This is a genomic window from Priestia sp. YIM B13551 (assembly GCF_042787905.1).
Classification (GTDB): domain Bacteria; phylum Bacillota; class Bacilli; order Bacillales; family Bacillaceae_H; genus Priestia.
In genome coordinates, this window is the sequence record NZ_JBHZOX010000005.1 from 157,219 (window position 1) to 171,013 (window position 13,795).

14 protein-coding genes are annotated in these 13,795 nt (G+C 38.4%); 2 read left to right on the top strand and 12 right to left on the bottom strand.

Features of this window, described 5'->3' with window-relative positions:
- Positions 1-75: 75 nt before the first annotated feature.
- Together ftsX and ftsE are read right to left on the bottom strand one after the other, a co-directional pair.
- Entirely contained in the window at positions 76-966 is an 891-nt protein-coding gene (gene ftsX, locus ACFX4N_RS22495; protein ID WP_057275297.1) for a permease-like cell division protein FtsX, read from the bottom strand.
- Positions 956-1,642, bottom strand: coding sequence for a cell division ATP-binding protein FtsE (ftsE, locus tag ACFX4N_RS22500; protein ID WP_013059741.1), 687 nt, complete (start codon positions 1,640-1,642; stop codon positions 956-958). Before ftsE ends, ftsX begins: the two co-directional genes overlap by 11 nt.
- Positions 1,643-1,983: 341 nt before the next feature.
- Between ftsE and ACFX4N_RS22505 the strand changes: the two genes are divergently transcribed.
- Entirely contained in the window at positions 1,984-2,520 is a 537-nt protein-coding gene (locus ACFX4N_RS22505; protein ID WP_013059742.1) for a flavodoxin family protein, read from the top strand.
- A gap of 25 nt (positions 2,521-2,545) precedes the next feature.
- Here the strand turns inward: ACFX4N_RS22505 and cccB are convergent, their stop codons facing one another.
- The 6 genes from cccB to secA form a co-directional block, all read right to left on the bottom strand.
- Positions 2,546-2,860, bottom strand: coding sequence for a cytochrome c551 (cccB, locus tag ACFX4N_RS22510; RefSeq protein WP_013059743.1), 315 nt, complete (start codon positions 2,858-2,860; stop codon positions 2,546-2,548).
- Positions 2,861-2,984: 124 nt separating this feature from the next.
- Complete coding sequence (gene tatC, locus ACFX4N_RS22515; protein WP_057275295.1) at positions 2,985-3,701, bottom strand: twin-arginine translocase subunit TatC; 717 nt, start codon at positions 3,699-3,701, stop codon at positions 2,985-2,987.
- Between the two features lie 59 nt (positions 3,702-3,760).
- Complete coding sequence (locus ACFX4N_RS22520; RefSeq protein ID WP_013059745.1) at positions 3,761-3,979, bottom strand: twin-arginine translocase TatA/TatE family subunit; 219 nt, start codon at positions 3,977-3,979, stop codon at positions 3,761-3,763.
- 26 nt (positions 3,980-4,005) lie between these two features.
- Positions 4,006-5,739, bottom strand: coding sequence for an alkaline phosphatase D family protein (locus ACFX4N_RS22525; RefSeq protein ID WP_377262585.1), 1,734 nt, complete (start codon positions 5,737-5,739; stop codon positions 4,006-4,008).
- Between the two features lie 305 nt (positions 5,740-6,044).
- Positions 6,045-7,143 (bottom strand): peptide chain release factor 2 gene (gene prfB / locus ACFX4N_RS22530; protein WP_115655064.1). Its coding sequence is split into 2 segments (ribosomal slippage): positions 6,045-7,079 and positions 7,081-7,143, totalling 1,098 coding nucleotides; the frame shifts between segments, so codons are not numbered across the junction.
- Between the two features lie 99 nt (positions 7,144-7,242).
- Positions 7,243-9,759, bottom strand: coding sequence for a preprotein translocase subunit SecA (gene secA, locus ACFX4N_RS22535; RefSeq protein WP_013059748.1), 2,517 nt, complete (start codon positions 9,757-9,759; stop codon positions 7,243-7,245).
- Between the two features lie 226 nt (positions 9,760-9,985).
- Here secA and ACFX4N_RS22540 point away from each other — a divergent pair, with 226 nt between their 5' ends.
- Positions 9,986-10,390: a GNAT family N-acetyltransferase gene (locus tag ACFX4N_RS22540; protein ID WP_013059749.1), complete on the top strand. Its 405-nt coding sequence runs from the start codon at positions 9,986-9,988 to the stop codon at positions 10,388-10,390.
- A 71-nt stretch (positions 10,391-10,461) separates the two neighbouring features.
- Here the strand turns inward: ACFX4N_RS22540 and hpf are convergent, their stop codons facing one another.
- The 4 genes from hpf to fliD form a co-directional block, all read right to left on the bottom strand.
- On the bottom strand, positions 10,462-11,013 hold the full coding sequence (hpf, locus tag ACFX4N_RS22545; RefSeq protein ID WP_013059750.1) for a ribosome hibernation-promoting factor, HPF/YfiA family: 552 nt from the start codon (positions 11,011-11,013) through the stop codon (positions 10,462-10,464).
- Between the two features lie 189 nt (positions 11,014-11,202).
- Entirely contained in the window at positions 11,203-11,541 is a 339-nt protein-coding gene (fliT, locus tag ACFX4N_RS22550; RefSeq protein ID WP_057244822.1) for a flagellar protein FliT, read from the bottom strand.
- Positions 11,542-11,543: 2 nt separating this feature from the next.
- A complete protein-coding gene (gene fliS / locus ACFX4N_RS22555; RefSeq protein ID WP_013059752.1) occupies positions 11,544-11,945 on the bottom strand; it encodes a flagellar export chaperone FliS in 402 nt (133 codons plus the stop codon).
- Positions 11,946-11,961: 16 nt separating this feature from the next.
- On the bottom strand, positions 11,962-13,758 hold the full coding sequence (gene fliD / locus ACFX4N_RS22560; protein ID WP_029319343.1) for a flagellar filament capping protein FliD: 1,797 nt from the start codon (positions 13,756-13,758) through the stop codon (positions 11,962-11,964).
- Positions 13,759-13,795 lie beyond the last annotated feature (37 nt).

A 13,795-nucleotide genomic window follows, 5' to 3' on the forward strand; every position in this document is an offset into this window, starting at 1 on the left:
AATTACACAACAACCTCACATTTGATAAGCATCAAATGTGAGGTTGTTGTAATCTATTATGTTAAAAATCTATTCTTATTTTCGCAAGAACTTACGGATGGATAATGTACTTCCCCACATCCCAATTAGACCGCCGATCACTAGTAATAATAGCGACACTTGAAGCACGAATGGAAAGGCAGGTAAAAGTTCAAAGAATCCATCAAACTTAGGTTGAACTTCATTATATAAAAGGCTGTACACACCGATAATAACTGCAATTGGCACAATAGAACCAAGCACTCCTAAAAACAGACCTTCAATAAAGAACGGCCAGCGAATAAAGGAGTTTGTGGCTCCAACTAAGCGCATAATTTCAATCTCTTCACGGCGAGCTACAATCGTAATTTTAATTGTATTTGAAATTAGGAACATTGCTGTAAATAGAAGCCCTAAAATCAGCACTACTCCGATATTACGAGCTACTTTCAGCACTTTAAATAACTTTTCAACTTGATCTTGTCCGTATTGAACTTTTGCTGCATACGGATATTTCTCAATTTGTTTAGCTACTTTTGCGACATCAGTCGGCTCTTTTGTTTTAACAACAAATACATCATTTAATGGGTTTTGCTGTTCAAACGGTTCAAAAGCTTGTCCTTCATCACCCATACTATTAATTAAATCTTTTAACTCTTTATCTTTAGAAGAAAACGTCACCGTATCAACTTGCTTAATTGCATCTAGCTTTTCTTTCATTGCTTTTCGATCATCTGCTGTCGCTGCAGCATCAACGTGAACGCGAATTTCCACATCATTTTCAATCAATTTAGCAATGTGGTTTAAATTCATCATCAACATAAAAAATACGCCTACAAGCAAGAGCGTCACGGTAACAGCACTTGCAGATGCGAATGTCATCCAACCGTTTCTTCCTAAACTTTTAGATCCTTCACGTAAGTGGCGACCGAATGTCCTAGCCTTCATATCCGTATTCACCTCTTACTTCATCGCGCACAACATTTCCATTTTCAATCGCAATTACGCGCTTTCGAATTGCATTTACAATTTCACGGTTATGCGTTGCCATTAAAATAGTCGTACCGCGTTTATTAATCTCCTCAAAGATATCCATGATTTCCCACGAAGTCTCCGGATCAAGATTCCCTGTCGGTTCGTCGGCGATGACAACCTTAGGACTATTCACAATTGAACGCGCAATAGACACACGCTGCTGCTCTCCTCCAGATAGTTCATCAGGGAAAGAATCCATTTTACCCTTTAACTTAACAAGCTCTAGCACCTCTAGCACTCGCTTTTTAATTTCTTCGGGACTTTGCTCAATTACTTCTAGTGCAAAAGCAATGTTTTCATAGACCGTTAATTTTGGAAGCAGCTTGAAATCCTGAAAGACTACACCAATATGACGTCTAAAGATAGGAACTTTGCTATCTTTTATTTTTGCTACATTTGCACCGTTTACAATGATATTTCCTGAAGAAGGCTTTTCTTCACGATACATCATTTTAATAAAAGTGGATTTTCCTGCTCCACTTGGTCCTACGATATAAGCAAACTCACCTTGATTAATCTTGATGCTAATGCCATTGATTGCTTTTACACCGTTCGGATACGTTTTATATACATTTTGCATTTCAATCATAAGTAATCACCTAATCAAGTGTGTTATTTTAATACTATGTAAAACTTGTCAAAATACGACAAAACTCTACAATTCAAACCAAAAATTCGACTCTTCTCACGCGCTTTCTCATTATAACATCACTCTTCGTGAAAATAAGCCCCAAAAATATTACATTTTTATTTCAAATATGACATAAGTAGGATATTTTTAGTAAGGCATGAGAATTTATCCTTATTTTTAATTTTGTTATTTTTTACTGTTTATTTGCTTCTTATGAATATCGTTAGGCAGAGCACATTTATGTCTACTTTTGTACAAACAAGGTATGATAAATAAGAAAAAAGATGAGGAGAGATAGCATGATCACCATTTATGGAAGTTCACGAGAAAATGGAAATACGGAAGAATTGGCTAAAGCAGTCTTAAGTGGCATTGATACTGAAGAAGTTTACTTACGTCAGCATACCATTCACCCCATTACTGATATGCGTCACGATGAACTTGGGTTTACCAATCAACAAGATGATTATTATGATATAGCGAAAAAGATGGCAGCGCATGACACTATTTTATTTGTTACGCCTCTTTACTGGTACGGTATGAGCGGATTAATGAAGAACTTTGTGGATCGTTGGTCTGAAAGTCTTAGAGATTCGACAATCAACTTTAAAGAACAAATGAAAAATAAGCGCGTGTATGTATTAGTAGTAGGAGGCACAGGCGCATCTGTAAAGGCTCTTCCTCTTATTATGCAATTTCAATACATTGTCGATTTTATTGGCTCTTCTTTTAGCGGATACATCATTGGAGAAGCAAATGCACCTGGAGACATAGCGAAAGATGTCAAAGCTCAACAGCAGGCCGTTGTCTTAAACCAAAAATTAAAGCAGTTTTAACACAAAAATAAGACGGATATCCGTCTTATTTTTTCTTTGCCAGCCAAGCGGCAACTTTTTTTGCATCTTCTTCATTAATCAGTCCCTTTGGCATACCGCCTTGACCATTATTGATAATGTTTTCAATTTCAGCTTCTGAGTGCTTGCTGCCTACATGCTGCAAGCTCGGCCCATTTGCTCCTCCTAAATCTACACCGTGACAGCCTGTACAGTTTTTCTTCACAATATCTTCTGCACTCGCTGAAGATTCACCAGCAGATTCATTTTTAGAGCTTCCTCCGCCGCACGCGGACAAAACAAGCGCTAGACCGATTGTTAACGTCAGTAATACTTTTTTCAAGCCTTCTCCCCCTTGCTGTAGAGTTTTCACTCTATTATAACCTACTCCAGAATGTTTAAAACACTCTGTTTACAAGGACTTTGTTTCAATTTCATGAATTCTCTCATCACACTTATGTATACGATTAAGCAATTGATTCGTTTCCTAAACGTTTTTTGTATACTACGCGCGAAATTGTCACACTGAGCTCATATAAAAGCAGAAGTGGGACAATAACTAAAATATCTGAAATAAAATCAGGAGGAGTAATAAGTACGGATATCACAATTAAAACAAAATATGATAGCTTCCTTGCTCTAGCTAACCTTAATGGATTTAGAACCCCTAAGCGCGTTAAGAATAGAACAACTAAAGGCATTTCAAATAAAAAACCAAACGGTAAACAAAGATTAAGCATAAAACGAAAATAATGCTCAGCCGTAAACATCAGTGAAAACTGATCATTCGACAGGCCCGTTAAAAATGCTAAAACCATTGGAAATAAAACAAAATAACCGAATCCCAGCCCGCTTACAAACAAAAGAAAAAAGAATGGAATGAAGGTAATCAGAACCTTATATTCTTCCTTTTTTAACCCAGGTGAAACAAACTGAAATACTTGATAAGCAGCTACTGGAAGTGTAAAAGCAAGCGCAAAAACAAATGCAATCACCATATAAATCCATACGATTTCACTTGGTCCAAGTACCGCAAGCTTGCCGTCCAAATCTTTCACTAGCCACTGATAAATATCTTGTACAAATACAAAACTGACAATAAGTAAAACTACAAATGCACAAAGTGTTTTAATAATACGAACACGCAATTCTTCAAGGTGCTCCATCAAGCTCATTTCTCCCATTGTATTTCTCTCCTTTCTGACAAGTAGAAATAGACGAGTTTCCTCGTCTATTTCCTTACTTACAATGTGGATTCATTCTCTTTTTGTTCAGAAACGGTTGCAGTCTGCTTTTCTTTAACACTTTCATCATCTGATACGAGCCCTTTTGCTGCTCCTTTAAATTCAGTTAATGTTCGTCCAAACGCTCGTCCAACTTCCGGCAGCTTAGACGGTCCAAAAATTATTAAGGCAATGACTAAAATAATAACCAAACCAGGGATTCCAATATTAGAAAACATACTTGACCTCCTTTTCCTTACTCAGTTTACTGCTGGACTTTTTCTTTCTTTTTCAACTCTTGTTTTTCATGTGCTTTCCCGTGTGCCCGCATACGATCTTCCTCTACTTCCTTAGAAATCTTTAGTCCACGCGGTACGTTATTTACTTCAACTTCCTTCATACCTTTGCCATCTTTTTTATATTGAAAGGAAGCTCGAGTTGAAATTTCTGCACCAGGTTCTGTTACAAAAGGCACAACGCGATAATCGGCTTGCCATACATCAGGAGTCACCGTACACCTTACATATCCTCTGTAATCATTAAAAAATGTGAGGTGTGGATTTTGACTTAAAATTTTATCCGTATCAGCTCGTTTATCTGCTCCGTCCCCTCCGGAAGTGATGGAGGTGCCGATGAACTCTGCACCAATAATTCTTGAATTAAGGTTAGCAAAATCCGCGTATAAGTTAGAAGCCCAGTTAGCGTGTACATCTCCAGTTAGTACAATGACGTTGTCCAACTTTTTCTTTTCAATAAAATCAATGACGCGCTGACGATTCGCCGTATACCCATCCCATGCATCCATGCTGTATGTAGGCTTAGCAGCCGTTCCAAATTTTCTTGGCGCAAAGAAAATTTGTTGAGCCAGTACGTTCCAATGACACGCTGACTTTTCAAGATTAGTAAACAGCCATTTTTCTTGTTCATTCCCCAATAGCGTACGTTTGGGATCAAGAGATTCTGGCGTTTGCGGCTTTGTTCCGTCTCCGTTTGCTTGATCGTCTCTGTATTGACGCGTATCCAACACTTGAAAAGAAGCTAGTTTTCCATATGAAAAGTCACGATATAATCTCATATCCGCTCCGTGGGGCAAAGATGTTTGACGCAAAGGCATGTGTTCGTAATAAGCTTGATAAGCTGCCGCGCGGCGTTGGATAAATGCTTCTACTGATTGGCCTTTTTCAGGAATTACATTTGCATAATTGTTTTCTACTTCATGATCATCCCACGTCACAATCCACGGAAAAACAGCGTGAGCAGACTTCAAATTGGCATCTGACCTGTACTGAGCATGCCTGTTTCGATAGTCTTGCAGCGTTTGAATTTCTGCGTTGCTGTGAGTACGAACGTTTCCGCTTGCAGCCACGTACTCGTTTGGTCCATATTCATAGATGTAATCACCCAAATGAACGACAAAATCTAATTGTTCTTTAACCATATGCTCATAGGCTGTAAAGTACCCATGTTCATATTGCTGACACGAAGCAAATGCAAACGTCATACTGGCTACTTCTGCATTTGCTGAAGGAAGTGTTTTTGTTTTTCCAACCGGGCTTAACTCATGGCCGCTTTTAAATCGATAATAATAAATATGACTCGGCTTCAATCCTTTTACATCAACGTGAACCGAATGAGCAAGTTCAGGTCTAGCCACTTCTGTTCCTCGTTTGACAATTCGATGAAAGTCTTCATCTTCACTAAGCTCCCATTTTACTGGAATAGGTTGATTAGGCATTCCCCCGCCATTCAACGGGTCTGGTGCTAATCTTGTCCAAAGAACAATGCTATCTGCTAAAGGATCTCCTGATGCGACGCCTAGAGTGAACGGATAACTTGAAAATTTAGGCGCTGCAGCTGAAACTTCTACTGCATTTAAACCAATAGACTGAGCAATTGTTAAGCCAAGTGATACTCCCGCTACTTTTCCAGCTCCTTGCAAAAAACGCCGTCTATCAAACCCTTTACTCGAAGAAAAGCTATTCTGTTTCACTTGCTCTATTAATTCGTTTAACGATTTATTTTCCACTGCACATGCCCCTTCCTCATGATTTAACTCAAATTATAAATACTGTTTGTAAAAGGAATATAAAGGATTGTAAAGAAGCACTTACCGCAAAACAGGTATTTTTAACCATTTTGTTTCATTGACAAAATAAGCGAACTGACGACAGCAACCTTTAAATTTCTGCATTTTCTTAATTTTCTTTTTAACAATAGTTCTTTACGCTCGTTTTTCTTCATCCAAATTTCACAAAGTCCCAACAACTAAAAAAAGGCAGCATACCTAAGTATGCTGCCTTTTGATTAAATATGAGAACGTAAATACGCATCGATAAACGGATCTAGATCTCCATCCATTACGCTTTGCGTGTTTCCGACTTCCGTATTTGTGCGGTGATCTTTTACTAATGAATACGGATGGAATACGTACGAACGAATTTGACTTCCCCACCCAATATCTTTTTGTTCTCCGCGAATTTCAGCTAGCTGTTCTTGCTGCTTTTCAATTTCTAATTGATACAGCTTAGATTTTAACATTTTCATTGCTTGCTCACGGTTTTTAATTTGTGAACGTTCCGTCTGACAAGATACGACTACATTAGTTGGGAGGTGAGTAATACGAACAGCTGAATCTGTTGTATTGATATGCTGACCTCCGGCACCGCTTGCACGATACGTATCAACCTTCAAATCTTCCGTACGAATATCAATTGAAATTTCATCATTAAATTCCGGCATTATGTCGCACGATACGAATGATGTATGACGACGGCCTGATGAATCAAACGGAGAAATACGAACGAGACGATGAACGCCTTTTTCAGCTTTTAAATACCCATACGCATTATGACCTTTAATTAAAAGCGTTACACTTTTAATACCAGCTTCATCTCCAGGTAAGTAATCAAGCGTTTCTACTTTGAAACCTTTTTTCTCCGCCCAGCGCGTATACATACGTAGTAACATTGAACCCCAATCCTGTGATTCTGTTCCACCAGCACCTGGGTGCAGTTCTAAAATGGCATTATTTTTATCATACGGCTCGCTTAAAAGCAGCTGTAATTCAAAGTCATTCATGCCTGATATAAGCTCTTTTAATTCACTAACTAGTTCTTCTGCTAAATCTTCATCGTATTCTTCTTTTACAAGTTCATAAGACACTTGTAAATTTTCATATGTTTCATCCAAGTGGTTAAATTGATTTACTGCATCTTTCAAACCATTGGCTTCATTAATAACAGTCTGAGCTGCCTGCTGGTCATTCCAAAAATTTGGATCAGCCATAGTCTCATCTAATTCATCGATACGAGCTTGTTTTGTATCGAGGTCAAAGAGACCCCCTAAAGTCCGCTAATCGCTTAGCTGTTTTGTCAAGTTCTTGCTTAATTTCTACTAAATCCATGAGTTGAACACCTCTATTTTATTTTTGACGCACAGGAAGGAAATGAGAAGACTCATTTCCTTCCTGTACTAATTCATTCTATACTAATTGACTCTTACTTTATGATTCTTTACCGCAGCAGTTTTTATACTTTTTGCCACTTCCGCAGATACAAGGATCATTTCGGCCAACTTCTATCGCATTTACTTTTGGCTTCTTCTTAGCCGGCGCGTCTCCTTCTTTTGGATGAACAGCCGCCTGACCTTGCGCTACCTCTTGACGCTCAAGGTTGTTGTTAATTTCTGCTTTCATGATATACTTCGTCACTTCTTCTTCAATGGTTGCAATCATGTTTTCAAACATCGCAAAACCTTCCATTTGGTATTCGCGAAGAGGATCTGTTTGGCCGTACGCACGAAGGTGGATACCTTGGCGAAGCTGATCCATCGTATCAATATGATCCATCCATTTAGAATCAACCGCTCTAAGAACAACAACTTTTTCAAATTCACGCATTTGTTCTTCAGGGAGCTGCTCTTCTTTTTCATTATAACGAGCTTTTGCATGATCTACCAGCAGTTCTACCATTTCTTCAGGCTCTTTACGGCGAAGATCTTCTTCTGTGACTTCACCTTCCTCAAGAACATTAGCATTTACGTAATCAATAATCGCTTGTAAATTCCATTCTTCTTCTAATTCTTCACGCGGTGTGTTTACTTCAACCACACGCTGTAGCGTTGATTCAATCATACGTTCTACAATCGCACGCAGGTTGTCTGAATCAAGCACTTCAAAGCGCTGTTTGTAAATAACTTCACGCTGTTGACGAAGCACGTCATCATATTGAAGCAATTGTTTACGCGCATCGAAGTTATTACCTTCAACGCGTTTTTGAGCGGATTCAACAGCTCTTGTTACAATTTTACTTTGAATTGGCTGTGAGTCATCCATGCCAAGGCGATCCATCATTGCCATCATATTATCTGAACCAAATCGGCGCATTAATTCATCTTCCATGGATAGATAGAATTGAGATACCCCTGGATCCCCTTGACGTCCAGCACGTCCGCGAAGCTGATTATCAATACGGCGTGATTCATGACGCTCTGTACCAATTACAGCAAGACCTCCAGCTTCAACGACACCTTCACCTAGTTTGATATCCGTACCACGACCGGCCATATTTGTTGCGATTGTTACCGCACCTTTGTGACCCGCATTTTCAATAATATCCGCTTCACGCTCATGCTGTTTTGCATTTAACACGTGATGGCGAATTCCTTTTTTCTTTAATAAAGCTGATAAAACTTCAGATGTTTCGATCGCAACTGTACCAACAAGGACAGGCTGTCCTTTTGCGTGGCGCTCGGCAATATCTTCTACTACCGCATTAAACTTGCCTTCCATTGACTTATAAATTAAATCCGCTTTATCATCACGTGAAATTGGCTTGTTTGTCGGAATAACAACAACGTGCATGTTGTAGATATTACGGAATTCTTCTTCTTCCGTTTTAGCTGTACCCGTCATACCTGATAATTTTTCATACATACGGAAGTAGTTTTGGAATGTAATTGTAGCTAATGTCATGCTTTCATTTTGAATCTCAACGTTCTCTTTAGCTTCGATAGCTTGATGCAAGCCGTCGCTAAAACGTCTTCCTTTCATTAAACGACCAGTAAATTGGTCAACGATTACGACCTGATCTTCATCAATTACATAATCCACATCATTTTGCATCGTTACATGTGCTTTAAGCGCTTGGTTGATGTGATGATTTAGCGCTACGTGTGAAATATCAAATAAGTTTTCAATGCCAAATGCGCGCTCTGCTTTTGACATACCTTCTTCGGTTAGCTGAACGCTTTTTGTTTTGATATCAAAAGTAAAATCGGTTTCTTTATCAAGCGTGCGAACGAATGCATTAGCTTGAATATAAAGAGCAGTCGATTTCTGTGCGCTGCCGGATATAATAAGCGGCGTACGTGCTTCATCAATTAAGATAGAGTCAACTTCATCGATTACAGCAAAATGAAGCGGACGTTGAACCATTTGTTCTTTGTACAGCACCATGTTATCACGTAAATAGTCAAATCCGAGTTCATTATTTGTACTATACGTAATATCGGCTGCATATGCTTCTTGCTTTTCTTCACGCGTTAAATGGTTTAAGTTTAATCCTACTTTCAAGCCTAAGAATTCGTATAAACGACCCATTTCACTAGCATCACGGCTCGCTAAGTATTCATTGACTGTTACTACATGTACACCTTTTCCTGTAATAGCGTTTAAGTATACAGGCATAGTAGCTGTCAACGTTTTACCTTCACCCGTTTTCATTTCCGAGATATTCCCTTCATGCAGAGAAATACCCCCCATTAGCTGAACTTTGTACGGATACATGCCTAACACACGTTTCGCTGCTTCACGTACAACCGCAAAAGCTTCATCTAATAAGTTATCGAGCGATTCGCCATTTTGGTAGCGTTGTTGAAATTCAGCTGTTTTTTCACGAAGCTGATCGTCCGTTAAAGACGCTATTTCAGGACCTAACGCATCAATTTGGTCCGCCATTTTTTCTAAACGGCCGATTTGGCGTTGATTGCCGTCAAACACTTTTTTAAATAATCCAAGCATATTAAAACGCTCCTCTATTTATAATCAGTACATTTTATACTATTTTCATTCATATCTGTATCTTTCATTATAAAACATTCTGAGTAAAATTGTAACATTGCAGCTAAACAAGTAGCAACTTGTACCCTTTTTCGTCTGTCTCTTTACGAGTACTACTCTCTTAACGAGTTATTTTCTATTGTGATTTCCCCTACCTCACTCTTACAATAAAAAAGGGGAATGTAGAATGAACGTTCAATCGATTACAAAAGAACAAGCTTGGGAAGTCAGACATACCGTCATGTGGCCTGATAAAGATTTCAGTTATATTCAGCTTAAAGATGATCCATCAGGCATTCACTATGGACTGTTTGAAGAAGGAGAGTTAAAATCAGTTGTTTCCTTATTTATAACAGGTGATGAAGCTCAATTTCGAAAATTTGCTACTCTCAAAAAAGAACAAGGAAAAGGATATGGCAGTCGTCTACTAGAGGAGGTTTTTCTCAAAGCCAAGAACCTTGGGGTACGAAAGGTCTGGTGTAACGCACGAGAAAATAAAGTCTCTTTTTATCAGGCGTTCAACATGAAAAAAACGGCGCGTGTATTCACCAAATCTTCTACACGCTATATAGTGATGGAACTATTTTTTTAAGCAGCTAAAAAGCAGCGTGCGGAGGCACGCTGCTTTTACTTTACCGCTCTTGTTTAAGAGAGCCTATAATCTTAGTTTGGTTCAATCAATCCATATCGTCCATCTTTTCTTCGATATACAACATTTGTAATATTGGTCTCAGCGTTTGTAAATACAAAGAAACTATGTCCTAACATATTCATTTGCAAAATAGCCTCTTCACTATCCATTGGCTTTAAGTTAAATCGTTTTGTACGAACTAGCTCTAATTCATCTTCTTCAGTTGCAACAGCTACGTTCGCTTCGCTTTCTAATGCTGCGAACAGATACTTCTCAGCGCCTTTTTCACGCATTTTTCGATTTACTTTTGTTTTGTGTTTACGAATTTGACGCTCTAATTTATCTAGGACAAGATCGACAGCTGCGTATAAATCACTGTGTGTCTCTTCAGCTCTCAATACGAGATCATTCATTGGGATTGTGACTTCTATTTTTTGATCGTTATTGTAGACTTTTAAGTTTACATTTACGTCAGCAGTTGGTGTTTCGTCGAAATAACGCTCTAACTTACCAAGCTTTTTCTCTACGTATTCCCTAATTGCTGGAGTCACCTCAATGTTTTCACCGCGAATGTTATACATCATGTTCGAACTCCTCCTTTAATCCATTGCTATACCTCTACAATTCTACAATACCCGACACAATCCCTTCCTAAACTATTAAAATTTTTTGAAAATTTAGTGAAAATTTATGGAACCTGAGAAAAGTTTATGAAAAAACCAAAAAAATAGACCTTCTTCATAAGAAGAAGGGTTGTATTTTTTTACGTAGAATTAATTTTTTTTATCGTAAAACATCCCATCAAACGTTTTTGTTTCGTAAGGGTTTACATAGCTGTTACTATGCTTTTTTTTCGCTTTTAACAAACGGAGATCTACCATAATTTGATGCCGAATTAAGATCAGCTTTTGATCAATTTCCTTATTCATTTCGACAATTTTTTTACCCATCGATTCATTATCCCTACTTTTTGGCGGCAGTTTCTCTATGAGGTCACGTCTTTTTAATAGAAGATACTCTAACTTTTGAATGCCTTCTTCTCGATTTTTGTCAGAAAATGTTTGAATAAGCCGATAAATCTCATCCGTTAGCTGATATAGGTCGTTAATCATATTTATGCTTGACCGCCGCTTCCATGGACTTGCTGGCGGTGAAGCTGCACAACTTGCTTCCATGTATCGCGGAATTCTGTTACATATTGTTCGGCTTCATCCAAGCTTGCTGTGTCATTTTTTGTATTTGCTTCAATTAAACGCTGGTTAATATAGTCATACATAGCCATCATAGACTTAGCAACTTGCACGTTTGTATCAAGGGTAATCATTAATTCTTGAATAATATTTTGTGCTTTTAACAGATTCGTATTTTTCAGCTCAATATTTTTTTCCTGTATGCCTGTTCGTGCAAGCTTGATAAATTTTAAACATCCGTTATACAGCATAAGCGTTAACTCTCCTGGAGAAGCAGTCTGAACAGCTCCTTGCTGATACGCTTGATATGGATTATTTGCTGCCATAAACGTTCACTCCTTCTTAACTAAAATATTGCGATAACTGCGCGCTTTGAGCATTTGCATTTTGAATGGCTTTTTCCATTGCTGTAAACTGACGATAATACCGGTCCTCTACTTGTGTGAGCCTGCTTTCAAAACTAGTGATTTGGCTATTTACGCTTTTTAAATTCCGCCCAAGCAAAAATTGTTCACTTGTCCATGTTGAACGGCCAGCGCGCTGCTCAACTTTGGATACGGTTTGAGTAATCGTATCTCGTAAACGTCGTACAATCCCTTTTTCACTTGTTGTACTTCCACTTTTCATAAATAAATCCATCACAGACTGCGGATCTTTTTCAATTGCTTCTTTTAATTTAGTTCCATCGCCTTCTATGACTAGCTTGCCTCGATCGCTATAGTTTGCGCTAGTTGAAATACCAATGTCGGTTAGCTGCGAAAATGCTCCACTCACTCCTGATACAGAGGCATACCAGTTAGAACGCATTTGGTTTAGCCCGCTTGATAAAATTGAGTCTCCTTTTAACAAACCGCTTTTCGCCTTTTCATCCCACTGCTCAGCTTGTTTATCCGTTAGTTTTTCTCTTTCTTCATCAGTCAAAGGCTGATAGTTCCGGTCTCTTTCTTCCGTAATCTTTCCATTAATTTTCTCAATCAGTTCATTGTATTTGGTCACGAAATCTTTAATGGTATCAAATACTTTCTGCGTATCATTGCTTACGTTAACGCGCACATCTCCTGTGAAATTGTTTTGAAGGGTATAGGTAACGCCTCCCGTTGTAAATGTATTGGACTTACGAGTTGTTTCTAGACCGTTTAGCGTAAATTTTGCGTCTGTTCCACCGGTTTCTTTTTGAGTATCTAATTTTAAGAAATTTGTTAAAAACGCTCCTGAAAACACCATCTTTTGACCGCCTGCACCACCGGCTTTTGACAAATCTCCTGTGTCTTTGCGAGTAAAGACAACTTTATCTGTTCCTTCATCGTAAAAGGCTGAAATACCTACTTTTGAATTACTAAGTTGGGTCAAAACAGTATTTAATGACGCTGAGCCATCAAATTCAAATGACATACTGCCGTCTGCATTATCTCCTGTTGCTTTTCCGCTGCTGTCATACGTTGTAATAGAAAACTGGAGGACATTTTGCTTATACGTAAATCCTTGAACAGTGCTACCGTTTGTTAACGTGGAACCGAATGTCATTTCGCCCGTATTCATATTAACGAATACATCATTCTCTCCTATTAAAGTAGGATCGCCTGTAGTTTTTATATTAAATTCTTGAGAAGATTCTCCATTTTTCACTTGAATAGAAGAAGGCAGGCTTCCCTCAAAAATAGCTCCTTTGGATAACTTGGCAGTCTTTGTATCATCACTTATTGTAATATCAGGTTGCTTGACCTCTTTTCCACTCCACGCACTGCCAAGCAAGTTTTTTTGCTCCCATAAACTTTTAGCAGGGTCAATAGTGCCTTCTGAAATTTTCCCATTACTGATATTTTGCGCAGCAGTCGCCATTGTCACGTTTGAAAGTGTATAAGACGCGTTACCTGCTGAGGAAGTAGCTGCTGCTTTTACTTTCGTTTCATCCGATGAAGATACCGTTTTGGATGAATAAGAAGACTGCAAGGTCATATTAAAAGCGAGATTATTAAATTCCGATAACAGCAGGTTCATAGAGCGATAATCATCTCGCTGCCACTCTAACGTTTGCTTTTGTTTTTTCATTTTATCAATAGGCATACGTTCAGCCTTCATTAAATCACTGACAATTTGATCAATATCCATTCCGCTTGCTAACCCACTTACTCTTACCACTTACCATCACCACCGTTTTTTATTCATCTATTCATCA

What these genes read in the sequence shown, in the direction of transcription:
- ftsX (WP_057275297.1), bottom strand. Translation starts at nt 966, where the DNA reads ATGAAGGCTAGGACATTCGGTCGCCACTTACGTGAAGGATCTAAAAGT.
- ftsE (WP_013059741.1), bottom strand. Translation starts at nt 1,642, where the DNA reads ATGATTGAAATGCAAAATGTATATAAAACGTATCCGAACGGTGTAAAA.
- ACFX4N_RS22505 (WP_013059742.1), top strand. Translation starts at nt 1,984, where the DNA reads ATGATCACCATTTATGGAAGTTCACGAGAAAATGGAAATACGGAAGAA.
- tatC (WP_057275295.1), bottom strand. Translation starts at nt 3,701, where the DNA reads ATGGGAGAAATGAGCTTGATGGAGCACCTTGAAGAATTGCGTGTTCGT.
- ACFX4N_RS22520 (WP_013059745.1), bottom strand. Translation starts at nt 3,979, where the DNA reads ATGTTTTCTAATATTGGAATCCCTGGTTTGGTTATTATTTTAGTCATT.
- secA (WP_013059748.1), bottom strand. Translation starts at nt 9,759, where the DNA reads ATGCTTGGATTATTTAAAAAAGTGTTTGACGGCAATCAACGCCAAATC.
- ACFX4N_RS22540 (WP_013059749.1), top strand. Translation starts at nt 9,986, where the DNA reads ATGAACGTTCAATCGATTACAAAAGAACAAGCTTGGGAAGTCAGACAT.
- hpf (WP_013059750.1), bottom strand. Translation starts at nt 11,013, where the DNA reads ATGATGTATAACATTCGCGGTGAAAACATTGAGGTGACTCCAGCAATT.
- fliT (WP_057244822.1), bottom strand. Translation starts at nt 11,541, where the DNA reads ATGATTAACGACCTATATCAGCTAACGGATGAGATTTATCGGCTTATT.
- fliS (WP_013059752.1), bottom strand. Translation starts at nt 11,945, where the DNA reads ATGGCAGCAAATAATCCATATCAAGCGTATCAGCAAGGAGCTGTTCAG.